The organism is Alteromonas sp. W12, assembly GCF_001924945.1.
In the GTDB taxonomy this organism is placed as follows: domain Bacteria; phylum Pseudomonadota; class Gammaproteobacteria; order Enterobacterales; family Alteromonadaceae; genus Alteromonas; species Alteromonas macleodii.
In genome coordinates, this window is record NZ_LQXH01000001.1 from 1,009,815 (window position 1) to 1,036,383 (window position 26,569).

Sequence of the window (26,569 nt, forward strand, 5' to 3'; positions counted from 1 at the left end):
AAAGTGATTTTGACCGTAGGCAATACATCCGGCAGTGACCAGAACTTAGAACAACAAGGACTCACTATGTCTCAATCAATACACACAAATGGCTTGGTTTTACCCTACCAATCACATTCAGCCTCTGTTAGTACAGTAGAACGCAAAAGCGATTCAGTTAAGCTCCCCATTCGCAGCCTTTGTGCCCTAGCGGTGGCTAGCGTTTTAAGCACAGCGCCAGTATTTGCTCAGGATAGTCAAGCTGATGCCGATGCCGAAGCGCAAAAAGGAAAATTAGAACGCATTGAGGTGACAGCGCGAAAAACTGTAGAGTCGCTACAGGAAACGCCGGTAGCTATCACGTCTATTGGTGCGGTTGAACTTGGAGAAAAAGGGATTAGCGTGCTGACTGAAGTGCAGCAGTTTTCGCCCAACACTACGCTACAAACTAGTCGCGGTACCAATTCCACCTTGACGGCGTTTATTCGCGGATTGGGTCAGCAAGACCCGCTTTGGGGCTATGAACCAGGCGTGGGTATTTATGTTGATGATGTTTATATTGCTCGCCCACAAGGGGCCGTACTTGATTTGTTAGACGTACAGCGTATTGAGGTGTTACGTGGCCCGCAGGGGACGCTTTACGGAAAGAATACCATTGGTGGCGCGGTTAAATACGTTACGAAAGAAATGACCGGCGATACGCAGATGAACGTTGAAGCTACGGTAGGTAGTTACAGTCAGCGTGATATCAAAGTGACAGGTCAAATACCGCTGATTGAAGACACGGTGTATCTAGGCGTGGGTTATGCCAACTTAAACCGCGACGGCTTCGGCGAATATCTGGTAAGCGCGTTGCCCAATCAAGATAAAGAGAATTATAACAAAGATCTCTGGGCAGCACGTGTAACGCTAGAAGTTCACCCGAGTGAAGATTTGTTTTTCCGTATTGGGTGGGATAAGACCGAAGACACATCAAATGCGAAAGGCGGCTACCGTTTAATCCCAAGTATATTAACTGATGCGCCCGTGCCTGATTCAGTTTTCGATTCGTACACCAGCTTACCTACATGGAATAAAGTCGAGTTAGAAGGCTATAACTGGCTGGCACGATACAGAGTGAATGATGATTTAGAGCTTAAATATATTGGTTCGCATAGAGAGAGCTATTCACCTACCAACATTGATTTTGACAATACGCCTCTGCCTATTTTTGATGTACCGGCAGAGTATGACGACAGTAATGATACTCACGAGATTCAAGCGAATTATACCGGGAACGCGTTTAGCTTAGTGTCAGGGCTCTATTTTTACGATGGTGAGAGTTGCGGTAATTTTGATGCCATTTTAGGTGTGTTAGGTCAATCGCTTGGTGCCTCAGGGTTAACGCGGGAAGTGACGGGTTGTAATAACTCAGAAAGCTGGGCTGCCTATGCGCAGATGAACTATGACGTAACCGATAAACTATCGCTTTCGCTTGGTGCCCGATACACCGATGAAGAAAAGACCGCGTTTGTAAATAACGGTCTGGTATTCGCCAATGTTTATCCTTATACCGACTGGATTGATGGGTACGTGCGTCCCGACGGACAATTAGTACCTCAAGTACTTGGGACAGACACCGATGGCGATGAAGTGTTAGACGCGCCAGCGGTAGAAAGTTGGTCGCGCTTTACCCCGCGAGTGGGCGTGGAGTATCAAATGGACCGCGATACCATGTTCTTCGCGAGCTATTCACAAGGCTTCAAATCGGGCACGTTTAACCCTCGTGCTCAGACTAACGAGCCTGGTGTTGAACCAGAAGTCGTTGACAGCTTCGAAGTGGGTGTGAAGAGTGACTTAACCGACGCACTTCGTATGAATATCACATTGTTCTCTTACGACCACAAAGATCGTCAGTATATTGGTGTAGAAGGAGATTTGTCTGATCCAACAGCCCTTGACCAGCGACTGCGCAATGCTGCAGAAACGGCTGCAAAAGGCGCCGAGTTGGAGATGACGTGGGTAGCCACGGATAACCTTCAGTTTGACGTTGCTTATGGTTATATTGACTTTGAGATTAAGAAAAACAATGCAATCCCTCCGTTGATTGGTCTAGCAAGTACGCCAGAGAATACCTTTAATCTTAATGCCAACTACCTACTAGAAACGAGTTTTGGGGATATTACTTTCAACGCCAACTACTACTATCGCGATGATTATCTTATCTTTGAAACCAGCGATCTTATTCAACAAGATGCCTATGGTATGGTGAACTTAAGCGCGCGCTGGGAAAGCGTTGAAGGCGACTGGTATGCTGGACTACACGTCAAAAACCTGACCGATGAAGAGTATTTGGTTGGTGGTTATGACTTTGTCACGCAAGACGATGAAGGTAACTTTGGTCCGGGCCTAGGTGGCGATACGACACTTATCGGTTATTACGGTGACCCACGTACAGTTCACCTTACGGTAGGTTATCGATTCTAAAAGGTATGTTCTGAAGAAGACCAGCAACACGTTTCACGCCTAGGCCATTGCGCTTAGGCGTGCTCACGTTTGCTCGACCTCTTTCGATTGGGTTGGCCGGCGGATATTTCCAGCAGTGAAGGGCGTGGTGCGGACCCTTACCCAATTACAGATACGCAATTACAGATACGCCAATAAGATTAACCTTTTTTTATCGGCGTGGTAGTATGTTGATTAACAAGGTAGTTACAAGTTGATAGCATTATGTCTGTGAAAATCTTGATTGCTGACGATCACCCTCTGTTCAGGGCTGCGATGTGCCATGCGTTAGCTAGTGTGGAGCATATCGAACTTGTAGAAACCTCCACGTTCCCCGATACGCTCACTAGTCTTGAAGAAAATGACGACATCGATCTGCTTTTCTTAGATCTTACTATGCCAGGCAATGAAGGGTTAAATGGCCTTGCTGAGGTACATGCGCTCTATCCTGATGTACTTGTTGTTGTTATTACCGCACAAGAAGAGCCTGATGTTATGGCAAAATCGTTTGCGTTAGGCGCAAGCGGTTTTATACCCAAATCAGCTTCGGTCGATTGCATTATTGACGCGGTAAATACGGTGTTAGACGGTGAAACTTGGATCCCGCCTTCAGTTCACAATGCATCAGCTACGATGCCAAATGCCACTGCATCGAATGCGAATGGCCACTCTGGCCAAGATGATTTCACAAACCGATTAAAGCAACTTACCCCTCACCAACTTAAAGTGTTGCGAATGGTATCAGACGGCTTGCTTAACAAGCAGATTGCTTACGAACTGGCCATTTCTGAGTCCACCGTTAAACAGCATGTATCTGCAGTATTGAGAAAGCTTGGTGTTATTAACAGAACCAAGGCCGGTATCGCGTTCAAAAATGCAATGCATTTAAGTTGAGCTCACTGCAAAACATGAAGTAAGCCGAGACAGCCCATATTTTTTGAGAAGGAGTGCGCGGTTAGTCACCCGTACTTGCCTTGTTTCCTTTTTGAAAAGGCATTTTTACAATGCAGCTCGTCGTGTTCAATCGATCTTCTTACATTCCTGTGATAGCGTAAAAGTTAAAAGGATTAACTTACTGGCATAAAAGGATATTTATGACGCGATTTATTTTACTTTCCCTTCTTTTTAGTTCTTTCAATGCGTTTAGTGCCGTTACAGCATGGACAGATTTCACTCTGGATAACGGCCACGTTTTTTTGCCTGTTACTATAGAAGGCATCGAATCTCGGGTCATGCTGGACTCAGGGGCGCAAATAAACAGTATCAACCGCGCGTTTATAGGGAAGCACGATTTAGACCCTGATAAAGGACGCCCTGTAACCGTTAAAGGGGTGTACGATGTTGAAAGGCGTAACGCTTACAATAATGTAAACGTTGAAATCTTTGGTACTGGTTTCGAGCTAGATTCACTTGTCGAATCCAGGTTAGGCCATCACTCTAATGGTATGTTATTAGGCGCAGGTTTTTTCAATAACTTCATTGTTCAATTAGATTACCCGCACAAAAAAATTCGTTTGGTGACACGTGATTCACTGGATATGTCGGAGGTAGCGAACGTTCGTGCAGACTCCCAACAAGGAAGCGGTATGCCTATCGCTCAAATAGAGATTAACGGTGTAGCTTTATGGTTGCTTGTCGACACGGGTAACTCAGGCACAATTTTAATTGACCGACGCGCAGCATCAAAGGCTGGATTGCTTGACAAAGTGGAAGGCGCAAGTACCTCGTTCGGTGCGAATAGCTCTGGGGTTAATGAGTTCGCTACGTCTGATGTAGTGAAGTTTGGCCCATATGAAATTGGCGATGTGAAAGTTAGCTTTCCTGCTGAAGGACAAAAAACAAACTTAGAAAGTCAGTATGAACGGACAGGCAGCCGGATTGCAGGAAAGCGGGTAGTAGGCTTAATTGGCTATGATTTATTGAAAGACTTCGTGGTAACACTCGACTATCGTTACGGGAAGCTTCACATCGCGTTACCGCAAAAGTAAAAAGTATTTTGTGCAAACCCACTACCAAAAGAAGATGAAATATTTATTGCCGTACTACAAATGCGATCACGAGTTCTCTATTAAACAAGCGATTGCTTTAGCAGTCGCTTAAGTGCCGCAGGCTTTAAGGGTTTTGGCAGGTAGCTAAATTGTTGCTCCGCCGCTTCTTCTCTGATGTCGTTACTTCTGTTGGCAGTGACTAAAATCTTTAAGGCAAAACTCACGTTATTTTCAGAAAGAATCGCTGCAACGTCAAAACCGGTTTCGCCATAATTTAGGTGATAATCGGCGACGAGCACATCAAAGTGTTCTTGTGAAATACTCGATACTTCAGTTCCGCCCGCTATCAATGTTGTACTCCCTCCCCAATCTCTCAGTAAGGTACACATTGCATTTGCCACTTGCTCGTCATTTTCTACAAGTAGAAAACGGGTGTCTTTCAAAAATGAATTGTTGTTTTTATTCGCTGAGTCTAAAGAGGGCATTTGATGGGAGCGCGAGGAGACAGAGCGAGAACGGCTGTCTAATGCGCTTTTTTGAGCGCTTACTGAATTATTTGGCGCACTAGCTGGGTTCTTCGTTAATACCGAGTTATTAAAAAAAGAGTCAACATGGTTAGTGTTGCTTACGTGCGCGGAGGGTATCGAGGCTTCCCTTTGAAATGCTCTAGATACAGCCACACTGAAGCAGCTTCCTTTATTTGGCGATGAATTCAGTCCGACTTCATGACCGAGTAGTCGACATATCTTATCTACAATAGTCAGGCCTAATCCAATTCCTTCGCCTTTGTTGTTGCTCTCTAGCTGATGGAACTCACTAAATATTTCATGCTGTTGGTGGTCGGCGATACCTAGCCCGGTATCGTAAACACAAAGCTTTATTACCTGCTTGGTATTTGTGATTCTTGTGCGTCTCACGCCCACCAAAATACGGCCTTTTGCGGTATAGCGGACTGCGTTGGACAGCAAGTTTTGAAGCACCCGTCGCAGTAGCACTTTGTCCGAGTACACCATAACTTTGGTCGGTACATACTTGAGCTCAATACCTTTTTGCTTTGCAATGACACTAAATTCCTGCACCAATGAAGACAACATATCACTGACTGGAAATTCAGTCTTTTGAGGGGTAAGCACGCCAGCGTCTAATTTCGTCATATCAAGTAGCATTGAAAGTAAGCTCTGAGCATTGTCCAAAGAATTCACCACGCCTTCAGATAGTGTGGCCAGTTCACTGCCTTGCGTCTTTTTGCTGAGCATGCTGGCAAATAATGTTGCGGCGTTGAAGGGTTGCATGAGATCGTGCCCAGCTGCGGCCAGAAATTTGGTTTTGCTCTCGTTAGCTTTGTCAGCGCGTTGTTTGGCTTCTTCTAATTCTGCTGTACGCTGCGCAACCCTTGCCTCCAAGTCTTCTTTTGCACTTTCTAATTCTTTTTGAATGGCTATGTACTCAGTGATATCGCTATAGGTAGTCACGTAGCCGCCACCAGGCAGCGGCGCGCCGTTGAGCTCTATCACTTTTCCGTCAGGCTGTTTGCGAATATGTTTATGACGGGTGCCTTCCAGCATGTAGCTAACGCGCTTTTCGATAGATGAGGGGCTAAACAACCCCCGGTTTGCGTTGTAGCTAAGTATATCGGTAATGGGCATGCCCGCTTTTAGAAATCCTTTAGGGTAGGCAAATAACTCCACGTAACGTTCGTTCCACGCCAGTAGCTGCAGTTTGTCATCAAGCACACTTATGCCTTGCTCAATGTTTTGCACTGACGATTGAAGTACCTCGTGGTTAAACTGAAATGACTGAGAAGCTTCTTCTACCCAGTCAACCAGTTCTGGAAAGCTATCGCTGCCTGTATCTGCTATGGCACCCAGTAATATACGAGCACTAGGTGCTCCTACTTGTGCAGCAAGCAACTTATTTACCCTGTCGATAAGCGCCTGACTGGCATAACCACTGCTAGCGGCGCGATTGACGTCAACTGATAGCTGCTTAACCAGTTGAGAGTGCGTGGCACTTTCGAGCACACGTTCGGTGAGTGCAATTAAGTCCCTCACTTTTACCAGTAAACGAGGTGTGTCGTGATCTGTGAGGAGCGTATCATTTGGCTTCATGCCACGTCTTGATGTAATCAATGCAACCGTAACGAATGTTAGGCAATTAGCCAACAAGGAAAAGGCAAAGCCCAAACCAAGCGCTTGGTCAGTGGGTGCTGGGTTGAAATAATAACTCGACAGTAAGCTTGGGTAGAGGAGGAATGCTGCCCAACATGTAAACCCTACTAATAAGGCACAAATAGCGGCAGCTTTGTTGCTTTTCGTCCAGTAAAGACCAAACATAAGTGCAGGCATGCACTGTGCTAATAATGCTATAGCAATCACCCCACTTTTAACCAGAGGTGCAGCCTGACTTATATTCAAGTGATACCAGAGCGCAATGCTAAGTACGACCACAACGGTAATACGACGTATAGACAGTATTTTGTTTGGCTGCATTGAACGATTGGGCGAAGTCTTTAGTCGCGCTTTTAGCCAAAGTGGCGTAACAACATTGTTCGAGATCATTATTCCCAGCGCCAAGGTTGCAACAATCACCATGCTGGTGGTTGCAGAAAGGCCTCCTATGAAAGCAAATGACGACAGCGCGATATTTTCAGCATGTAAAGGTAGGGCAAGCACATACGCATCAGAGCTCGTATCCACTGGCAGCAGCATTTTTCCTGCAAGTGCAATAGGAATAATAAAAAGGGTCATGCCAAATAAATAGAGGGGAAATAGCCACCTTGCTGTTCTAAGCTCCCCCTCACCGTTCTGCTCAACGAAGTTCATATGAAACTGTCGTGGCAAAACGAACATAGAGCAAACGCCCAAAACAACATGTGATACATAAACCCAGGGTGCGCTATCAGCATAAATGACTTCTCGAGCACTGGCGTTTGAAGCGGCGTTAGACACCAAATCCAACACACCATCGAACAGATAGAAGCAAACGAAAACACCTACAGCGCACAGGGCAACAAGCTTTATAACCGATTCAAACGCTATAGTAAGTAGCAGGCCGGGGTGTTTGTCGGTCAAGTTGAGTGTACGGGTACCGAAGATAATGGCAAATAATGCGAGCAAGATAGCTACGTAGATACTTAACCATGGCGTGCTTGTATGTGCGTCGTCAGTCAACAAATTTATTGATTTCGTAATGGCGTCTAACTGCAGGGCAATGTAGGGCACTACACCGAAAAAACACAGTAAAGTGATAAGCGCGGCAATCAAGTGGGAGTGCTGGTATTTGAGTGAGATGAGGTCCGCTAAAGAGCTGATGTTGTGTTGTTGACACAGTCTGCTTATATGAAGCACCACAGGAAACGCAAATGCCATAGTTAGCATAATTCCTAAATAAGTAGGGATGACTGCCCAGCCATATTGTGCCGCTTGCGAGGTAGTGCCAAAAAATGCCCAAGATGTACAATGCACGCCCAATCCAAGGCTGTACAGTATTGGATGTTGCCGGTTGTCACGCAAACGCTTATCACCCCAAAATGCTAAAGCGAAAAGTGCGAGGAGGTAAAAACCAACAATAGTGCCAACCGTCCAAATACTTAGCATAGATATTCCGTGTCGTTGCGCTCAATGAGTTGAAATGGTAGTAGTGCGCTTTTATCTAGAAATTACATTAACACGGTTTTTACACTCGTCACAGGTTCATGGAACAGGGCAGTAGATATTGGAGCTCTCTGGGCAAACAATAGGTTTAATAGCGGGTTGATATGAACCGCATTTGAGCCGGAGTTAATGTACCTAGGTTGAGCTTGGCGCTAGCGAATTAACATGAGTACGTTAGTCTCATTTCCCTACTTATAGATTTTTTAGCATTACATCCACAAAAATATTGTGGATACCCTTGATCACCTTAAATCTAGCCCCATAACTAAGCGCAACAGACTTATTCCCAATAATTTTAACGTTATTGGGCAATGCCTAATTAAGAAAAACGTTTGGAGGTAGGCATGAGCGATAATCGCGACGTGCAGGCAGAACAAGAAAATACAGTTGATCAAACTGTACAAAATGCTGAAGAAGCGCAAGTAGAAGCGTCACAAGCAGAAGGCGTAGAGCTTGATGAAAATGCACAACGCATTTACGAGCTAGAAACGGCACTTTCTGAGGCGCAAGCCACAATCAAAGAGCAGCAAGATGGCGTGCTTCGCGCGCGTGCAGATGCTGACAACGCACGTCGTCGTGCTGAAGGTGAAGTAGAAAAGGCGCGTAAATTTGCCCTTGAACGCTTTGCTGGCGAGTTGCTTCCGGTTATCGATAACCTAGAGCGTGCTATCGAAATGACCGATGGCGACAATGAAGCGGTTAAGCCGCTTCTAGAAGGTGTGGAAATGACCCACAAAACTTTCTTAAGCACTATTGAGAAATTTGGATTAAGCCTTATTGATCCGCAGGGCGAAACCTTCAACCCTGACTTGCATCAGGCAATGTCTATGCAAGAAAGTGCAGACCACGAGCCAAATACGGTGATGGCGGTCATGCAGAAAGGTTATCAAATTAACGGCCGCTTGTTACGCCCTGCCATGGTTATGGTATCGCGTGCGCCAAGTGGTGGTGTGGACACGCAAGTGTAAGTCACGCTTTTTGCGATAAACACACAAAAATGTCAGTTTTTTTACTGGCATCTATTGAAAAGGCTGGGGAATAACCCCACTAAAAGTACAGAATTAAGAAACTTTTTCGGAGACACGAAATGGGTAGAATCATTGGTATCGATTTAGGTACAACGAATTCATGTGTCGCAGTTCTAGACGGCGACAAACCTCGCGTAATTGAAAACGCGGAAGGCGATCGTACAACCCCTTCAATCATCGCTTACACAAACGATGGTGAAACATTAGTTGGTCAGTCTGCAAAGCGTCAGGCGGTAACGAACCCGACTAACACATTATTCGCAATTAAGCGTCTAATTGGTCGTCGCTTTCAAGATAAAGAAGTACAGCGTGACATCGACATCATGCCTTTCAAAATTGTAGGTGCTGATAATGGTGATGCGTGGGTAGAAGCGAAAGGCGAGAAAATGGCGCCTCCGCAGATTTCTGCTGAAGTACTTAAGAAAATGAAAAAGACAGCTGAAGATTATCTTGGTGAAGAAGTTACTGGCGCAGTTATCACTGTTCCTGCTTACTTCAACGATTCTCAGCGTCAAGCAACTAAAGACGCGGGTCGCATCGCTGGTCTTGAAGTTAAGCGTATTATCAACGAGCCAACTGCTGCTGCTCTTGCCTACGGCATGGACAAAAAGCAAGGCGACAACGTTGTTGCAGTATACGACTTAGGTGGTGGTACGTTCGATATCTCTATCATCGAAATCGATGAAGTAGACGGCGAACACACGTTTGAAGTACTAGCAACTAATGGTGATACTCACCTTGGTGGTGAAGACTTCGATAACCGTGTTATCAACTACCTAGTCGAAGAGTTTAAGAAAGACCAAGGCATCGACCTTCGTAAAGACCCGCTTGCTATGCAGCGTCTTAAAGAAGCCGGTGAAAAAGCAAAAATTGAGCTTTCTTCTTCACAACAGACTGAAGTTAACCTGCCATACATCACTGCTGATGCAACAGGTCCTAAGCACTTAGCTATTAAGCTTACTCGTGCAAAACTTGAGTCTTTGGTTGAAGACCTAGTTAAGAATTCACTTGAGCCGCTTAAGAAGGCACTAGCTGATTCAGATCTTTCTGTAGGCGACATTAACGACATCATCCTAGTTGGTGGTCAAACTCGTATGCCGCTAGTACAGAAGTACGTGACTGAATTCTTTGGCAAAGAGCCACGTAAAGACGTAAACCCTGACGAAGCAGTTGCAGTAGGCGCAGCAATTCAAGGTGGCGTACTGTCAGGTGACGTTAAAGACGTACTACTTCTAGACGTTACACCTCTGTCTCTAGGTATCGAGACTATGGGTGGCGTGATGACTGTGCTTATCGAGAAGAACACGACAATTCCAACGAAGAAGTCGCAAACGTTCTCAACTGCTGAAGACAACCAGTCTGCGGTAACAGTACACGTACTACAGGGTGAGCGTAAGCAATCAAGTGGCAACAAGTCTCTTGGTCAGTTCAACCTAGAAGGTATTCGTCCAGCAGCACGCGGTGTACCGCAAATCGAAGTAACATTCGATCTTGATGCTGACGGTATCCTACACGTGTCTGCGAAAGACAAAGACACAGGTAAAGAGCAGAAGATCACTATCAAAGCCTCTTCAGGCCTAAGCGATGAAGAAGTAGAAAAAATGGTAGCCGACGCGGAAGCGAATAAAGAGTCTGATAAGAAGTTTGAAGAGCTGATTCAAGCGCGTAACCAAGCTGACGGTATGGTTCACGCCACACGTAAACAGCTTGAAGAAGTTGGCGATGCACTAAGTGCAGAAGACAAAGCGCCAATCGAAGAAGCACTTTCAGCACTTGAAACTGCAGTTAAAGGCGAAGACAAAGCGGACATCGAAGCGAAAACGCAAGAGCTTATCCAAGCATCTAGCAAGCTGATGGAAGCGGCGCAAGCTCAGCAAGCTGCAGCCGGTGGCGCAGAAGGTGCAGAGCAGCAAGCATCTTCTGGTAAAGCAGACGATGACGTTGTTGACGCTGAATTCGAAGAAGTGAAAGACGACGACAAGAAGTAAACTGTTGTGTCAGGCCCGTTACTTAGCATGTTAGCGGGCCGTGTAAGCAGTTCAGGCGCAGCAGGAATTTCTTGTTGCGCCTTTGTTGTGTAAATGACTTGGCTTTATTGAATGTGTGTTCAGGTTATTTTCACAACAGTCAGATGTAGATTCGATGAGCATAAAATGCTTATCGACAAAAAGTAGGATATGTAAACGATATGTCGAAACGAGACTACTACGAAGTACTCGGGGTAGATAAAAGCGCAGGCGAACGCGAAATTAAAAAGGCGTATAAGAAGCTGGCGATGAAATATCACCCTGACCGTACGCAAGGCGATAAAGGCCTGGAAGATAAATTTAAAGAAATCCAGGAAGCCTACGAAATTCTGTCAGATTCGCAGAAACGTGCAGCATACGACCAATATGGCCACGCGGGAGTAGATCCTAACCGTGGTGGCGGTGGCTTCGGTGGTGGTGCCGATTTCGGCGATATTTTTGGTGATGTATTTGGTGATATCTTCGGCGGTGGCCGAGGAGGTCGTCAATCTCGCGCACGTCAAGGTTCAGACCTTCGCTACAACTTAGAGCTAACGCTTGAAGAAGCGGTTCGTGGCAAGAGCGTAGATATTCGCGTACCAACTTTGGTCGAGTGTGAAGTCTGTGATGGTTCTGGTGCGAAGAAAGGCTCTTCACCTAAAACCTGTCCAACCTGTCACGGCAATGGCCAAGTTCAAATGCGCCAAGGTTTCTTTGCTGTTCAGCAGACTTGCCCAACGTGTTCGGGCAAAGGCAAGATCATTGAAGACCCTTGTAATAGCTGTCATGGCCACGGTCGTAAAGAAAAGACTAAGACCCTTAACGTTAAAATTCCAGCTGGCGTAGATACCGGTGATCGTATTCGTCTATCAGGCGAAGGTGAAGCTGGGGAGAACGGTGCACCTCCAGGTGATTTATACGTTCAGGTCCACGTACGTGAGCACGATATCTTTAAGCGCGATGGCAACAATTTGTACTGTGAAGTACCGTTAAGCTTCACTACGGCAGCCCTTGGCGGCGAGCTAGAAGTGCCAACGCTAGATGGAAAAGTAAAACTGAAAATCAGCCCTGAAACGCAGACTGGCCGAATGTTCCGTCTACGTGGTAAAGGTGTTAAATCAGTGCGAAGCGGTGCCATGGGCGACTTAATGTGTAAGGTTGTGGTCGAAACACCAGTAAACTTATCATCTCGCCAAAAAGAACTACTTCAAGAGCTTGAAGAGTCGATGGGTAAAGCGTCAAGTAAGCACAGCCCGAAAGCGCAAGGCTTCTTTGACGGCGTTAAAAAGTTCTTTGACGATTTAACGAACTAATTGCTTAGTAGTACATACTTCATTTGAAAGCCCTCAGTTGAGGGCTTTTTTGTTTTTGAAAGGCATTTAAACGCGCTCTTATGAGTGGCCAATTATCCATGCAGATTGTTATTTGTAATAGAAAGTGCTCACTTTAAGAAGGAAAGGGGGAGTTAGTCTTTTCTTTACTTACTTTTACCGCTAAAAATCTTGCGCATCATCCGACTATTCGTCACGATAACCCAAGTATCGGGACTTTTAGCTTGTTGATTACAAGGCTTAAAAGCCCGTTTGAGACCAATGAATAATATTTATCTAACAAGGGAACAGGCATGAAATTTTCAAGTAAATTGCTACTGAGCGCTGCCACGACAGGCGCAATCTTATCAGGCTCGGTATTAGCTGCTGACGTGACAGAAGCAACGTCAGAAAAACACGCGGGAGCTGCAACACAATATCGCCAGGCCGTTTTTCAGTTAGTACGCAGTAACATGGGACCGTTAGGTGGCATGGCAAAAGGTGCTCTACCATTTGACGAAAGCGTTATGGAAACAAATGCCGTACGTCTAGAACAACTTGCTGACATGATGGGCGATTATTTATCAGTTGATACCCGTAAGTTTGACGTTGAAACTGGCGCAAAAGATGAAATTTGGGAAAATTTCTCAGATGTAGAAAAGAAAGTGATGGCACTTAAAACGGCAGCACAAGGGCTTCAAGCAGCTGTTAAAGCGGGTGATGAAAGCGCGTACAGAGGTGCAATCGGTAAAATTGGTGCAAGTTGTAAATCATGCCATGACGACTATAAGAAGGACTAGCCCAAGCTTGTTTTTCAACACGTGAAAGCGCTCTAATATCGGGTCAGTAAGAATGTACTATTGCATTTTACTGACCCAAAACCTCGATTAGTACTTCGATGTGTTAATTAGTATTTTATAATTCAATCATACAGATAAATTGAGAGTGGCGCTGAAGCGCAGACTCGCAACCTTCCTCAAACAGTAGTGTACTTTTTCGTCCAGGGCTTTGTAGGTAATAAGCATCAGGCATCGCCACACACTTAGCCACCTCAGAAATTGACTTCATTATAGCCTTGTAGAACGTGTCTACGAGAGTACATCGTTAAGGCCCATACGCTGTGGTATATTCATAAGTGCTTAACAACAGATTTTTAATATGGAGATAAGATGCGACCCTCGCTAACGTATGTAGGTACACTGGACGATGTTGTAGAGCGTTTTCCTTGGCAATTCGACGCTGATATAAACTACTTTAATCAATTGCTAGTGAGGAAGGCTATATTAGGAGAGAAGATACTTATCAATGATGGGTATTTACTTAATAATAGTGCGGCAAGGCAAGCTATTCTAAACCCCAGTTGTTCTCCGCTCACGTCACTAATCGAGCAAGGTTTTGTAAGGATCTTATCGCGGAACGCCGATTTAGTCTCCTTACCAGAGAAAATGGCGGATCAAGGTGTTGCCAGTTTCAACGTTTTGAAAAATTCTGCCGAATGGCCAAGTTTGAAGCGAGAATTACGTAAGTGGCAGCCACTGTTAGAAGAAACGGATAATTTTATACCTTGGCCAGAAAAACACATCAGTCATGGCTTTGATCAAATGATCATGCGGTTGGCTGAACGCACACCAGAAGACTTATCAATTGGCAGTGTCAGTCATGACCAGTGGCGACGAGTGTTTGATTTGTATGAACAATCAAATCGATACGACAAAGAGGCTACCCGAACCCGTTGGGAGTCTGCGGTCACTGAGTGCTTAGCTGATAACCATCAAGGGCGTTTAGCTATGATGCACCTGGCCTGTGAGGCGTATCACTACAATTTCGGTGTTTGCTTGGGCAGCCAGACGTCTTTGTCGAAACAGCAAATTTTGGTCGAAACACGGTTTAGCTCAGCGTTTGCTGATTTATCCAAAGTAGATCAAGAGTTACAAATGCAGCACGTTTCAATACCCGGATTGCGTGTACCGCAAAATATATCAATGAATAGCGGGCCAAAATGGGCGGAACTAGTATCTCCGTTTAGCGATGTCGGCAAACAGTTGAGAGCATACCGTCAAGCTCAAGATGACTATTTTTCTGGGCAAGGTACAGAAGAGTGTTTAACTGCTGAGGCTCGTGCCTATTCGAAGCAGTTGTCATCGTTGTTTGGTGAAAAGCAATCGGAATCTGCAGTCGCGAGGGTCGCTATTGGCGTAGGCTTTTTTGCTGCGGGGCTTATGGCGGCGGGTCCAGAAGTAGCGGCAGTCCTTTGGCTGACAGAAAATTACTTGTATCCGACAATAACGCGTAAATTCAAGCTGCGTGACCGTGAATTTTTTAGCAAAAATACACCACTTCCCACGCAAACTGTTTCTAGCGCGCTAAGCTCAGTAGTGTTAGATCCTGTTCAGATAAAAGAGCTCGCAAGTACTATCCCGGATTTCAAATAGTTAATTCGTAATAATAAGAACTTTCCACGGGTTCGAAACGTTTCAACGGGTTTTTGCTGGAAATTTGTACAATTCTTGGCTATGTTAAACACTCAGGCTTGGCGATAATTTTCTTCGACTGAAGGTACGCGTTTAGGTACCCAATCTTCGCAGGTCCTGCTTTTAAAAAATATAAAACAGCTCGTAGACAACTGAAACAGCAAAACTTGTAAAGCGCTTAAACCACGACACAACTTTTCATCCTTTTATTGTCGTGCTGCTATCGTTTGTGCTGAATTCGAAGAGATATCAAAAGGTTTGCTTAGATGGATTTACGCAGTGAACGCATGTTGTCAACCATGCGCACAACACAGCAAAACATTTCTGTGTTGCTCAATGAAAGTCGAACGAAAACAGAGGCTCTGTGTATATTACTTGCCTCGGTAAACCCTAGCAATGGAAGAGCAACGGTATTATCTTGCGACGTAAACCACCTATCATTAGAAGCCGAGAGTGTTGTTTTTCCTTCACATGTATTGCTCATGCTCCCGCTTACACCTTTGAGCGCTCCAATACCTTGCAAAGATTTTATCTTTCCCCCTTCACTCGAACATTATGCTGATAGCTATGTAGTAGTTGCTACCGTGCGAGATATGCAAAATGAAGTAATGGGTGTTGTTCTCACTTTTGTACGTCACTGTGTATTGAGCCCTCTACAACACACATTGATAGATATTACGCGCCAAAAAGTAGAGCTTAGTTACCAATACGAGCTGGCGCGTCATCCCTATTCAGACAAGTTATCCGAACAGCTTGCCTTGTTAGAAGAGGTGAGTTCAATTTCTAAAGTGGGCGCGTGGGAGATTGACAGATTCACAGGCGTACTTTCTCTGACTGAGGTGATGAAAGCCTTATTAGGCTTACCTCGTGTAAAAAGCGTCGGCCTTAATGAAGTGCTCGATATGCTTACCTCGAGTGATAGAAGAGACTTAAAGCAGCGCGTTTTTAAAGCGCTTAAAGAAGATAGAGAGTTCGTAAAGCACTTTGAATTTCACGACAAGCAAGGTCGCAGAAAAAGTATAAAACTAACCGTGTTCTTACAGGTTCAGCGAGGAAATGCTAGCGGAATTAAATTAACCCGGCTTTATGGCGCAGTGCAGGATGAAACGGAAATACAGCGTCTATCGGATTCACAACATAACTACACAGATTATCTGACCAGTTTATTGAATAATGTGGATAGCGTGGTGTTAAGCATAGATGAACATGGCACTATTCTAACTGCAAATGAACGCGTTTATTCTGTATTAGGCTTTGAGCCCGAAGAGCTGATTGGGCAAGATATAAAATTAATATCAACCAAGGTGCAAAATACCGATGCGCCTTCTTGTTTCATAAACATACCAGCGGGTTTAGCATGGTGTAGCGAAAATGGCTCGGTAAACGAATGTCTTCGCCATAAAAGTGGTAAACGTATTGCCTGTGAAGTTAATTTGTCGAAATGCTCTGTACATAATCAACAATTAATTATCGCCTCAGTGCGCGATATCACTAATCAAAACCACGAAATTGAGCATTACAAACAACTCGCTTTAATCGATACGGTGACAGGTCTTCCGAACTTACACCAATTTGAGCGATACCTTGGCGATAAAGCTCATGACGACAAGTCATCAAAACCATTTGCCACGTTTATGCGCGTTGCTATCTGTAACATAAAAGAATACGAAAATGCGTTTGGGGAGCCAACGATAGACTATATTCTGAGAATTTTGGCCAGTCGCTTCATTCGCATATTCGAAATTAACAAGCGCAATTCAGCCAGTATATTCAAATGTGAGAGAGGTGCTTTTTATATTCATCTTCATCAATATTTTAGTGAAGAAGCACAGTCTCTAAATGCTGCACACGATTGCGCTATTCTTATCCACGATCACGTGCTAGCGCCAATAACCCTGCACAACAGCCTCTTAAATATTGAAACGCAAACCATAAGTTGCACGGTTCCAACGAAGCATTTTTCGTTTAAAAAGATAAAAGAACTATTGTCGAGAAAACCTTTAAGAGAGGTAAAAAATACTTCTACTTTTAAGTCGGAGCACGAGTATTTTCATGTTAATGCAATTGATATCGAGCGGTACAATTACATTAAACACTCTCTGAGCAGGGCTATTTCTAACAACGAGTTATATATTGAGCTTCAACCTCAATACGATGCAACGAAGAACGTTATAAGCTCAGAGGTGTTGTTAAGGTGGAAGCATCCTCATATGGGTACAGTAAGCCCTTCTGAATTCATTCCTATTGCCGAAGAGAATGATTTTATTGCTGAACTCGGGCTGTGGGTGTGTAACGAAGCCTGCGGGTTACTTAGTGAATGCCAGTCAAAGAAAATTAACACTAAGTTGTCTGTTAATATCAGTGCAAAGCACTTAGCGCGAGCTGATTTTGTGAAGAAGTTCGTCGCAATAGTAAATAAGTGGCGCGTGTCACACAAAAATTTAACTCTAGAGCTCACTGAAGGTGCATTGATAAGAGGGGTGAGCGTTATTCAACGTCGCGTTAGAGAGTTAGCGGAACAAGGGTTTAGTTTGTCTATCGACGATTTTGGCCTTGGTGACTCAAATTTAAATTATCTTCAAGATTTGCCAATTACCGAACTGAAAGTAGACAGAGTATTTGTCGAAGCGATGGAAGGCTCGCAGGAAAAAACATTATTGGTTACAAGTATTTGCAACATGGCCAAAGCGTTACACATAAATACCGTAGCTGAGGGAATAGAGACAACGGGTCAATTAGATCAAGCTAAGGCATGTGGTTGCGGAGCATTTCAGGGATATTACTTAGATAAACCCATGAGTGTAGATGATTGGAAAAGTAAAATTAGTGAGAAGCAATATAAAGAAGGTAGTTAACCTTACGCAGTCGAGGGCTTATTCAAGTATGCGTTGAAACAACCGCTTCGGTACCTCTTGTTATCAAATAGGGAGGTAAAGTTTAAATTTATGTAAATCAATTTGTTAGTCGATCTACGCCTGAAGTCTTATTAGTAGATGTCATGTAACTATCGTAGGGTGAAGATAAACCCTACTCAGGACATGGTTATGACTTATAAAGATGAATATATTGCCTCGACCCAGCACCCCGATGAGTTTTGGTTAGAACAAGCACAAAAGCTAGCGTGGTTTCAACCTCCTCAAAAAGGATGCCAACCTACAGATAATGGCTACTTCGACTGGTTTAGGGGAGGGCAGCTTAACACCAGCTATTTAGCGCTAGATCATCACGTAAAAAATGGTCGTGGCGATAAAACCGCGCTTATTTATGAATCACCTGTTACACAAACCACTCAGCACTTTACTTACAAAGAGCTACTGAACCGTGTTGCCGAGTTCGCAGGCGGCTTATCCCGCTTGGGTGTGACGAAAAGCGACCGCGTGATTATCTACATGCCCATGATCCCGCAAGCAGTGATCGCGATGCTTGCTTGCGCTCGTTTGGGGGCTGTGCACTCTGTGGTGTTTGGTGGCTTTGCCGCAAATGAGCTTGCAGTACGAATAGATGACGCAAAACCGGTAGTTATTGTTACTGCGTCATGTGGCATTGAAGGCAATAAAGTTCTACCGTACAAACCTCTTGTTGATGAAGCAATATCATTGGCAGAGCACAAACCACAGGCATGCGTGTTGTATCAACGCCCTCAGCTAATTGCTGAGTTAAATGAAGCAACTGACCACGATTGGCTCTCTCTGGTTGAAGCTAGCGTGCCAGCTTCTCCTGTTGCCGTCGATGCAACTGACCCGCTTTATGTTCTTTATACTTCAGGTACAACCGGTAAACCCAAGGGAGTCGTTCGAGATAATGGCGGGCACGCGGTTGCTCTTCATTATTCAATGGGCGCGATTTACGGTATTAGTGAGGACGATATTTTTTGGGCTGCATCGGATGTTGGTTGGGTGGTCGGTCATTCATATATTGTCTATGGCCCGCTCATAAAAGGCGCAACGACGGTACTGTACGAAGGAAAGCCCATTGGCACTCCTGATGCCGGTGCATTTTGGCGTATGATAGAGTCTCACAAAGTGAATGTGCTTTTTGCAGCTCCAACAGCATTTAGAGCGATACGAAAAGCGGACCCTGATGCTGAGTTTTTATCTAAATACAATACGTCGAGCTTGCGTACCTTATTTATGGCGGGTGAACGTCTAGATCCGCCAACATATTTCTGGGCGAGCGAGAAAGTAGGTGTTCCTGTTATCGACCATTGGTGGCAAACCGAAACTGGCTGGCCAATTTGTTCAAACCCGATGGGGCTTGAGCCAATGGCTACGAAACCCGGTTCATCAAGCGTGCCTACACCTGGGTTTAACGTAAAGGTATTGCAAGGTGCTGATGAACAGCAAGTAACCGGTGAAAAAGGCGCTATTGCTATCAAGTTACCGCTTCCCCCAGGTTGTTTGACAACGATTTGGCAAGACCATCAACGGTTTGTCGATGGCTATTTACGAGAATTCGAAGGGTATTACAGTACCGGAGATAACGGGTACGTAGATGAAGATGGCTACGTATTTATTATGGGTCGCACCGACGATGTCATAAACGTTGCCGGGCACCGGTTATCTACCGGTGAAATGGAAGAAGTGCTTGCAGGACATCCTGCCATTGCTGAATGTAGTGTAATAGGCATCCATGATGCACTGAAAGGGCAATTGCCAGTTGGCTTGGTACTGCTAAAAGACGGCGTTACCGTTGATGAACAGGCACTTGAACAAGATTTGGTTCAACGGGTTCGTGATAAAATTGGGCCAGTGGCGTGCTTTAAGCGAGCCATCGTCGTCAATCGTTTACCCAAAACACGGTCAGGTAAAATACTCCGAAAACTGCTGCGTCAAATTGCAGCCAATGAATCTGTTGCCGTACCCTCAACCATCGATGATCCGTCAAGCGTAAGTGAGATTGAGACGCTCATGCGAGAGAAGGGCTTGGTCAACAAGCCCACGGCTGTTTAGCTAGTAGTAATATTCATCTGCCTGTGGGGCTGGCGGGTATACTTCAATAGCCACATATACAGCTGCTGCGGCGATGAGCGCCACAACAAAAGCACGTAGAATTCGCGAGTCAGTAATACCTGCTGTTGCTGACTCCTTATTGCCATGCACCATGGCGGGAACCAATTTTTGCTTCTTATACACGCTGTAAAATATTACCGCGCCTATATGAAGTGCGATAACGTAAAGTAACACATCAAAGGCAAGGTGATGCAGAGTGTTCATTAGCGCTAGTGTTTCTTCTCCGGCTAGCTGGCGATAGGGACCGTCTAAGAAAATATCATCGGTCATGAACAATCCCGATACCGCTTGTATGGCAAGCAACACTAGCATAACGACCACAAACCATCCGCCTAAAGGGTTGTGGCCAATAGCGGGTTCGGACTGCCTATTAAATAAGGTTTTTATATAATTGAAAACCTTTCTGGGACCAGTAATAAAGCTACTGAACTTGGCGTGTTGCGTACCAACAAATCCCCAGATTATGCGGAAAACGATAAGGAATAAGGTGAAGTACCCAATGTAAAAGTGCCATTGCACTTTGTTTTCAAGCCATTCTACTGTTGCATATTGCGCTAAAAGGCTCGCTACAATAAGCCAGTGAAAAAGCCGGGTGGGAATATCCCATATAAGAGTTTTTTGCATAGTAAATTTAGTTGGGTTGTATTCTGACTTATCCACACTCGCCGTTCAGCGGTGACGCATAAGTACTCGGTCATCTGTTAATTGACATAGCGTCGCTTAACTTACTCTATAAAACAAGTAGGCCCAACGGCAGAAAACCTCTGTTTGTCTTAGTGTCGCAATTAGGACATGTTGATCTTTACATCAAAAATGCGCAGTAAAGCTCAACATGTCCTAAGCATCGTGTACTGAATTTTTTTTACATCCGAGCCTGAAGTTTTGGCAAAGGACTATGCAGATTGGTAGTGGTTAAATCTTACCGATTCCTTGTTATGCCTATTTAATATGAATCTCACATTGCAATAGTGACGGCATTTGGCAAAATGCCTCACAGTTGAAGGTTTAAAAAAGTGTAAAACGAAAAAATGAAAGTAGGATTATTTGGCGCCAACGGGCGTATGGGACGGGTTTTAGTTGAAGCGCTAGATTTAAGTGACGATGCACAACTTAGCGTGGCAACGGTACGCGATGATTCACCTTGGGTTGGACTAAATGTAGGCGAACTTGCAGGCATTGGCAAAAAAGACGTTGATTGTACTGCGCTATCAGATTTAAGTGGTAATGATGCAGATGTAATGATCGACTTCACTCTGCCTTCAGTTATTGAAAGTAATCTTACGTGGTGCGTTAAAAATAAAATGCCTGTTGTTATTGGAACTACTGGATTAAACGATTCACAGTTGGCGGCACTCGACGAAGCAGCAAAGCATATACCTATCGTGTTTGCGGCTAATTACAGTGTGGGCGTAAATTTAATGCTTTCCCTAGTTCGACAAGCTGCAAGTGTGCTGGGTGAAACGGCTGACATCGAGATAACAGAAGCACATCACAGATTTAAACAAGATGCGCCTTCTGGTACAGCCATGGCCATTGGTGAAGCCATTGCCGACGAATTGGGCCGTGATTTAAAAACCTGCGCTGTATACGGCAGAGAAGGAAAAGAGCCTGAACGCGACCAAGGTACTATTGGCTTCGCAACAATTCGAGCCGGAGACATCGTCGGTGAACACACAGCCTTATTTGCAGATATTGGTGAGCGCCTGGAGATTACGCACAAGGCATCAAGTCGACTTACTTTTGCGAAAGGCGCAGTGCATGCAGCGAAGTGGTTGTATGGAAAAGAACCTGGTCTATACTCCATGGTTGATGTACTTGATTTAAAGCTATAGGCGTTTTTATGCCAGCATGCTGTAGCTAAATTAGCAGGCGAGCTTGAGGGCGTTATCAAAGTGTTAAACTAAAGTTGCACTTTAAATGAGCAATAAGCCGTACTTTCGGTGGTTCTGCGCAAAAATGGTGGTATAAGCGGTATTTTAGTAAATTATTACAAATAAATTTGCCATTTTCGGTCAGTGATGTATACTCGCCGGAATTTGCCAGAATTTCGTATTCTGAGGCCGCCAAAATGGCTGAAGAGTGCGGTTTTATTAGCTGCAAAGATCGTAAAACGGGATGTATTGTTATCAATAACTCCCGTTTTTTGTGGGGTTTGTGCAGAAAACTGCACAAACACATAGTTATCCTTAATCTGGAGGTTGACTTGGCTAATTCTGCCCTTTTGGTGTTAGAGGATGGTTCTGTTTTTAAAGGTACGGCGATAGGCGCTACAGGCTCCGCCGTTGGGGAAGTCGTTTTTAATACTTCCATGACCGGCTATCAAGAAATTCTCACCGACCCATCCTACGCTGAACAACTCATCACCCTTACTTATCCACACATTGGCAACACCGGCACTAACGAAGAAGACGTCGAAGCAGATAAAATCTGGTCGAAAGGTCTAATCATCCGTGACCTACCTCTTGTTGCTAGTAACTTTCGTCAACAGCAAACTTTGTCTGAATACCTTAAAGCGAAAGGCGTTGTGGGTATTGCCGACATTGATACACGTCGCTTAACGCGTATCTTGCGAGACAAAGGTGCACAAAACGGCTGCATTATTTGCTCTGATGAATTAGACGAGTCTAGCGCACTAGCGCAAGCAAAAGCTTTCCCTGGTCTTAAAGGCATGGATTTGGCAAAAGTAGTAAGTATTACTGAGCCAAAAACATGGACAGAAGGCAGTTGGGAACTTGGTAAAGGTTATGTAACACCAAGCGAGTTCAAATATCACGTTGTTGCTTTTGACTACGGTGTTAAAAATAATATTCTTCGCATGTTAGCTGACCGCGGTTGTAAAGTTACGTTAGTACCAGCGCAAACGCCTGCTGAAGACGTACTAGCCATGAATCCTGATGGTGTATTTTTGTCAAATGGCCCGGGCGACCCAGAGCCATGTGACTACGCAGTAACCGCAATCAAAACTATCGTCGAAACCGGTACGCCTGTATTTGGTATTTGTCTTGGTCACCAGCTACTTGCTATCGCAAGTGGTGCGAAGACAGTGAAGATGAAGTTTGGTCACCACGGTGCAAACCACCCGGTTAAAGACCTTAAGCGCAATGTAGTTATGATCACTAGCCAAAACCACGGTTTTGCAGTTGATGAGTCTAGCTTGCCAGATAACCTAGAAGTAACTCACATTTCGTTGTTCGACAAGTCGCTGCAGGGTATTCACCGCACCGACAAGCCTGCGTTCAGCTTCCAGGGTCACCCTGAAGCCAGCCCAGGTCCTCATGAAGCGGCACCGTTATTCGACCACTTCATCGAACTTATTGAACAACACAAGCAGTAGGAATTAGCCCGCTATGCCAAAACGTACCGACATACAAAGTATTCTTATCATTGGTGCTGGCCCTATTGTTATCGGCCAGGCTTGTGAATTCGATTATTCAGGCGCGCAAGCGTGTAAAGCCCTTCGAGAAGAAGGCTACCGTGTTATTTTGGTTAACTCTAACCCAGCAACCATTATGACCGACCCAGAAATGGCAGATGCGACTTATATCGAGCCTATTCACTGGGAAGTAGTTCGCAAGATCATTGAAAAAGAACGTCCAGATGCCATCTTACCTACAATGGGTGGACAAACTGCGCTTAACTGTGCGCTAGAGCTAGACAAGCACGGCGTACTTGAAGAGTTCGGTTGTGAGCTCATCGGTGCAACGGCAGATGCAATCGATAAAGCAGAAAACCGCGAGCGCTTTGACAAAGCAATGAAAAACATCGGCCTTGAATGTCCACGTGCGGAAATCGCGCACAGCATGGATGAAGCGCACGATGTACTAAGCCGCATCGGCTTCCCTTGTATCATTCGTCCGTCTTTCACCATGGGTGGAACCGGCGGCGGTATCGCGTACAACATTGATGAATTTAATGAAATTTGTCACCGTGGCTTAGACCTTTCTCCTACCAACGAGCTTCTTATCGATGAATCGTTGCTAGGTTGGAAAGAGTATGAAATGGAAGTAGTACGCGATAAAGCAGATAACTGCATTATTGTATGTACTATCGAAAACTTCGACCCTATGGGCGTGCATACCGGCGACTCAATCACAGTTGCTCCAGCACAAACCCTGACTGACAAAGAATTCCAGCTAATGCGTAATGCAGCGATGGCTGTACTGCGCGAGATTGGTGTTGAAACCGGTGGTTCAAACGTACAGTTCGGTGTAGATCCGAAAACTGGTCGTGTAGTAATCATCGAAATGAATCCTCGCGTATCGCGTTCATCAGCGCTTGCTTCGAAAGCAACAGGTTTCCCAATTGCGAAAGTAGCAGCGAAACTTGCGGTAGGTTATACGCTAGATGAATTAGCAAACGACATAACAGGTGGCCTAACGCCAGCATCTTTCGAGCCGTCTATCGACTACGTAGTGACTAAGATCCCACGCTTTAACTTTGAGAAGTTTGCCGGTGCTAACGACCGACTGACTACTCAAATGAAGTCGGTAGGTGAAGTGATGGCCATTGGCCGTAACCAGCAAGAATCACTGCAAAAAGCCCTTCGCGGTCTTGAAGTAGGTGCGACAGGCCTTAACCCAATGGTTGACCTTGAAGACCCTGAATCACGCAATAAAGTGGTTTATGAACTTCGTCAGCCTGGTGCAGAGCGCATTTGGTACATCGGTGATGCATTCCGTATGGGCATGACGGTTGAAGAGGTATTTAACCTTACCAATATCGACCGCTGGTACCTTGTACAGCTTGAAGATCTTATTCTTCTTGAAGCTAAAGTAGCAGAGCTTGGTTTACCAGGTATTGATGCTGACTTTATGCGCGCACTTAAGCGTAAAGGCTTCTCTGATGCGCGTCTTGCTGAGCTAACCAAAGTGGCAGAAAGCGATATTCGTGAAACTCGTCGTGACTTTGGTATTTCTCCTGTCTACAAGCGTGTAGATACTTGTGCAGCAGAATTCTCTACCAGTACAGCTTACATGTACTCAACGTATGACGAAGAGTGTGAAGCAGCGCCAACTGACAAAGACAAGATCATGGTTTTGGGCGGCGGTCCAAACCGAATTGGTCAAGGTATTGAGTTCGACTACTGCTGTGTTCACGCGGCGCTTTCAATGCGTGAAGACGGTTACGAGACCATTATGGTTAACTGTAACCCTGAGACAGTATCTACCGACTACGACACATCAGACCGTCTGTACTTCGAGCCAGTAACGTTGGAAGATGTACTTGAAATCGTTGCTAAAGAGCAGCCTAAAGGCGTTATCGTGCAGTATGGTGGTCAAACGCCACTTAAACTTGCCCGTGCTCTAGAGGCGGCGGGTGTACCGGTTATCGGTACCTCACCAGAAGCGATTGACCGTGCCGAAGACCGTGAGCGCTTCCAGCAAATGGTGAACAAGCTTAACCTCAAGCAGCCGGCGAATGCCACGGTAACTAACGTTGAGCAAGCGCTAACTATGGCTGAAGAGATTGGCTTCCCGCTAGTGGTTCGTCCAAGCTACGTGCTAGGTGGTCGTGCGATGGAAATCGTGTATGACCTCAAAGATCTTAAGCGTTACCTTAATGAAGCGGTTAAAGTGTCCAACGACGCGCCAGTATTGCTAGACCGTTTCTTGGATGATGCTATTGAAGTTGATATCGACGCTATTTGCGACGGTAAAGACGTAGTGATTGGCGGCATCATGGAACACATTGAACAAGCGGGTGTTCACTCTGGTGACTCTGCGTGTTCATTACCTCCACACTCGCTTTCAAAAGAGATTCAAGATGTCATGCGCGAACAAGTTAAAGCCATGGCGCTTGAACTTGGCGTAGTCGGTCTGATGAACACACAGTTTGCGATTAAAGATGGTGAAGTATACCTAATCGAGGTTAACCCTCGTGCAGCACGTACCGTTCCATTCGTTTCTAAGGCAACGGGTGTACCTCTTGCTAAAGTTGCAGCACGTGTAATGGCTGGCGTGAGCCTAGCCGAGCAGGGCGTAACAGAAGAAGTGATTCCACCTTTCTACTCTGTGAAAGAAGTGGTGCTTCCATTTGCTAAGTTCCAAGGTGTTGATCCACTGCTAGGCCCAGAGATGCGCTCAACGGGTGAAGTAATGGGCGTTGGCGATACCTTCGAAGAAGCCTATGCTAAAGCTAACTTAGGTGCGGGTGCGCCACTACCTAAGCAAGGTAAAGCGCTTATTTCAGTACGTGATACCGACAAGCCTCGTATGATTGCTCTGGCAAAAGCGTTGGTTGAAGCGGGCTTCAGCATTGAAGCTACCCGCGGTACAGCTACCGAGCTTTATGATGCAGGCATCATGAGTACTGTGGTTAATAAGATGTCTGAAGGCCGCCCTAATATTGTTGATGCAATCAAAAATGGCGAATACGCGTATTTGATTAATACAACAGAAGGTCGTCAAGCCATCACCGACTCAGTGTACATTCGTCGTGAAGCCTTGCTAAACAAGGTAACCTACACCACGACAATGAACGCAGCGTTCGCAACTATCCGTGCTAAGTCTGCTGATGACCGCAATAAAGTGGCGTCAGTTCAAGAACTACACGCTAGACTCAAACACTAATGACATACGCTAGGATACGAGGTATCCTAGCAATATTACATTTGTGTGAACGAATAAAAAGTGCGCCTTCGC

16 protein-coding genes are annotated in these 26,569 nt (G+C 45.2%); 13 read left to right on the plus strand and 3 right to left on the minus strand.

Going from position 1 to position 26,569, the window contains the following annotated elements:
• Positions 1-66 precede the first annotated feature (66 nt).
• From AWH61_RS04270 to AWH61_RS04280, 3 genes are all read left to right on the plus strand, one after another.
• On the plus strand, positions 67-2,445 hold the full coding sequence (locus tag AWH61_RS04270; protein WP_014948966.1) for a TonB-dependent receptor: 2,379 nt from the start codon (positions 67-69) through the stop codon (positions 2,443-2,445).
• A 243-nt stretch (positions 2,446-2,688) separates the two neighbouring features.
• On the plus strand, positions 2,689-3,357 hold the full coding sequence (locus AWH61_RS04275) for a response regulator transcription factor (protein ID WP_014948967.1): 669 nt from the start codon (positions 2,689-2,691) through the stop codon (positions 3,355-3,357).
• A gap of 200 nt (positions 3,358-3,557) precedes the next feature.
• A complete protein-coding gene (locus AWH61_RS04280; RefSeq protein ID WP_075176279.1) occupies positions 3,558-4,451 on the plus strand; it encodes an aspartyl protease family protein in 894 nt (297 codons plus the stop codon).
• Between the two features lie 80 nt (positions 4,452-4,531).
• Here AWH61_RS04280 and AWH61_RS04285 read toward each other — a convergent pair whose 3' ends face one another.
• A complete protein-coding gene (locus tag AWH61_RS04285) occupies positions 4,532-8,047 on the minus strand; it encodes a hybrid sensor histidine kinase/response regulator (protein ID WP_075176280.1) in 3,516 nt (1,171 codons plus the stop codon).
• A 401-nt stretch (positions 8,048-8,448) separates the two neighbouring features.
• Between AWH61_RS04285 and grpE the strand changes: the two genes are divergently transcribed.
• The 4 genes from grpE to AWH61_RS04305 all read left to right on the plus strand — a co-directional run bounded on the left by grpE (position 8,449) and on the right by AWH61_RS04305 (position 13,248).
• Positions 8,449-9,072 carry a nucleotide exchange factor GrpE gene (grpE, locus tag AWH61_RS04290; protein ID WP_075176281.1) on the plus strand — a complete coding sequence of 208 codons (624 nt, stop codon included), beginning with the start codon at positions 8,449-8,451 and terminating at the stop codon, positions 9,070-9,072.
• Positions 9,073-9,191: 119 nt separating this feature from the next.
• The gene (dnaK, locus tag AWH61_RS04295; RefSeq protein ID WP_014948972.1) at positions 9,192-11,120 is read left to right on the plus strand and encodes a molecular chaperone DnaK; all 1,929 of its coding nucleotides are present in this window, start codon (positions 9,192-9,194) and stop codon (positions 11,118-11,120) included.
• Between the two features lie 200 nt (positions 11,121-11,320).
• Complete coding sequence (dnaJ, locus tag AWH61_RS04300; protein ID WP_014948973.1) at positions 11,321-12,451, plus strand: molecular chaperone DnaJ; 1,131 nt, start codon at positions 11,321-11,323, stop codon at positions 12,449-12,451.
• Between the two features lie 311 nt (positions 12,452-12,762).
• Complete coding sequence (locus AWH61_RS04305; RefSeq protein WP_075176282.1) at positions 12,763-13,248, plus strand: c-type cytochrome; 486 nt, start codon at positions 12,763-12,765, stop codon at positions 13,246-13,248.
• A gap of 115 nt (positions 13,249-13,363) precedes the next feature.
• Here AWH61_RS04305 and AWH61_RS20085 read toward each other — a convergent pair whose 3' ends face one another.
• Positions 13,364-13,516, minus strand: coding sequence for a hypothetical protein (locus tag AWH61_RS20085; RefSeq protein ID WP_155279855.1), 153 nt, complete (start codon positions 13,514-13,516; stop codon positions 13,364-13,366).
• Between the two features lie 101 nt (positions 13,517-13,617).
• On the opposite strand from AWH61_RS20085, the gene AWH61_RS04310 reads away from it, so the two are divergent.
• The 3 genes from AWH61_RS04310 to AWH61_RS04320 all read left to right on the plus strand — a co-directional run bounded on the left by AWH61_RS04310 (position 13,618) and on the right by AWH61_RS04320 (position 19,868).
• The gene (locus tag AWH61_RS04310) at positions 13,618-14,880 is read left to right on the plus strand and encodes a hypothetical protein (protein ID WP_075176283.1); all 1,263 of its coding nucleotides are present in this window, start codon (positions 13,618-13,620) and stop codon (positions 14,878-14,880) included.
• Between the two features lie 305 nt (positions 14,881-15,185).
• A complete protein-coding gene (locus tag AWH61_RS04315) occupies positions 15,186-17,774 on the plus strand; it encodes a bifunctional diguanylate cyclase/phosphodiesterase (RefSeq protein ID WP_075176284.1) in 2,589 nt (862 codons plus the stop codon).
• A 189-nt stretch (positions 17,775-17,963) separates the two neighbouring features.
• Positions 17,964-19,868, plus strand: a complete 1,905-nt coding sequence (locus AWH61_RS04320) for a propionyl-CoA synthetase (RefSeq protein WP_075176285.1) — start codon at positions 17,964-17,966, stop codon at positions 19,866-19,868.
• On the opposite strand, the gene AWH61_RS04325 is transcribed toward AWH61_RS04320, so the two are convergent.
• A complete protein-coding gene (locus AWH61_RS04325) occupies positions 19,869-20,552 on the minus strand; it encodes a cytochrome b/b6 domain-containing protein (protein WP_049586859.1) in 684 nt (227 codons plus the stop codon).
• A gap of 404 nt (positions 20,553-20,956) precedes the next feature.
• On the opposite strand from AWH61_RS04325, the gene dapB reads away from it, so the two are divergent.
• The 3 genes from dapB (at position 20,957) to carB (ending at position 26,497) form a co-directional block, all read left to right on the plus strand.
• On the plus strand, positions 20,957-21,760 hold the full coding sequence (gene dapB, locus AWH61_RS04330; protein ID WP_014976121.1) for a 4-hydroxy-tetrahydrodipicolinate reductase: 804 nt from the start codon (positions 20,957-20,959) through the stop codon (positions 21,758-21,760).
• A gap of 371 nt (positions 21,761-22,131) precedes the next feature.
• Complete coding sequence (carA, locus tag AWH61_RS04335) at positions 22,132-23,262, plus strand: glutamine-hydrolyzing carbamoyl-phosphate synthase small subunit (RefSeq protein ID WP_014948979.1); 1,131 nt, start codon at positions 22,132-22,134, stop codon at positions 23,260-23,262.
• A gap of 13 nt (positions 23,263-23,275) precedes the next feature.
• Complete coding sequence (carB, locus tag AWH61_RS04340) at positions 23,276-26,497, plus strand: carbamoyl-phosphate synthase large subunit (protein ID WP_075176286.1); 3,222 nt, start codon at positions 23,276-23,278, stop codon at positions 26,495-26,497.
• Positions 26,498-26,569: the final 72 nt, after the last annotated feature.

What these genes read in the sequence shown, in the direction of transcription:
- AWH61_RS04270 (WP_014948966.1), top strand. Translation starts at nt 67, where the DNA reads ATGTCTCAATCAATACACACAAATGGCTTGGTTTTACCCTACCAATCA.
- AWH61_RS04275 (WP_014948967.1), top strand. Translation starts at nt 2,689, where the DNA reads ATGTCTGTGAAAATCTTGATTGCTGACGATCACCCTCTGTTCAGGGCT.
- AWH61_RS04280 (WP_075176279.1), top strand. Translation starts at nt 3,558, where the DNA reads ATGACGCGATTTATTTTACTTTCCCTTCTTTTTAGTTCTTTCAATGCG.
- AWH61_RS04285 (WP_075176280.1), bottom strand. Translation starts at nt 8,047, where the DNA reads ATGCTAAGTATTTGGACGGTTGGCACTATTGTTGGTTTTTACCTCCTC.
- grpE (WP_075176281.1), top strand. Translation starts at nt 8,449, where the DNA reads ATGAGCGATAATCGCGACGTGCAGGCAGAACAAGAAAATACAGTTGAT.
- dnaK (WP_014948972.1), top strand. Translation starts at nt 9,192, where the DNA reads ATGGGTAGAATCATTGGTATCGATTTAGGTACAACGAATTCATGTGTC.
- dnaJ (WP_014948973.1), top strand. Translation starts at nt 11,321, where the DNA reads ATGTCGAAACGAGACTACTACGAAGTACTCGGGGTAGATAAAAGCGCA.
- AWH61_RS04305 (WP_075176282.1), top strand. Translation starts at nt 12,763, where the DNA reads ATGAAATTTTCAAGTAAATTGCTACTGAGCGCTGCCACGACAGGCGCA.
- AWH61_RS20085 (WP_155279855.1), bottom strand. Translation starts at nt 13,516, where the DNA reads ATGAAGTCAATTTCTGAGGTGGCTAAGTGTGTGGCGATGCCTGATGCT.
- AWH61_RS04310 (WP_075176283.1), top strand. Translation starts at nt 13,618, where the DNA reads ATGCGACCCTCGCTAACGTATGTAGGTACACTGGACGATGTTGTAGAG.
- AWH61_RS04315 (WP_075176284.1), top strand. Translation starts at nt 15,186, where the DNA reads ATGGATTTACGCAGTGAACGCATGTTGTCAACCATGCGCACAACACAG.
- AWH61_RS04320 (WP_075176285.1), top strand. Translation starts at nt 17,964, where the DNA reads ATGACTTATAAAGATGAATATATTGCCTCGACCCAGCACCCCGATGAG.
- AWH61_RS04325 (WP_049586859.1), bottom strand. Translation starts at nt 20,552, where the DNA reads ATGCAAAAAACTCTTATATGGGATATTCCCACCCGGCTTTTTCACTGG.
- dapB (WP_014976121.1), top strand. Translation starts at nt 20,957, where the DNA reads ATGAAAGTAGGATTATTTGGCGCCAACGGGCGTATGGGACGGGTTTTA.
- carB (WP_075176286.1), top strand. Translation starts at nt 23,276, where the DNA reads ATGCCAAAACGTACCGACATACAAAGTATTCTTATCATTGGTGCTGGC.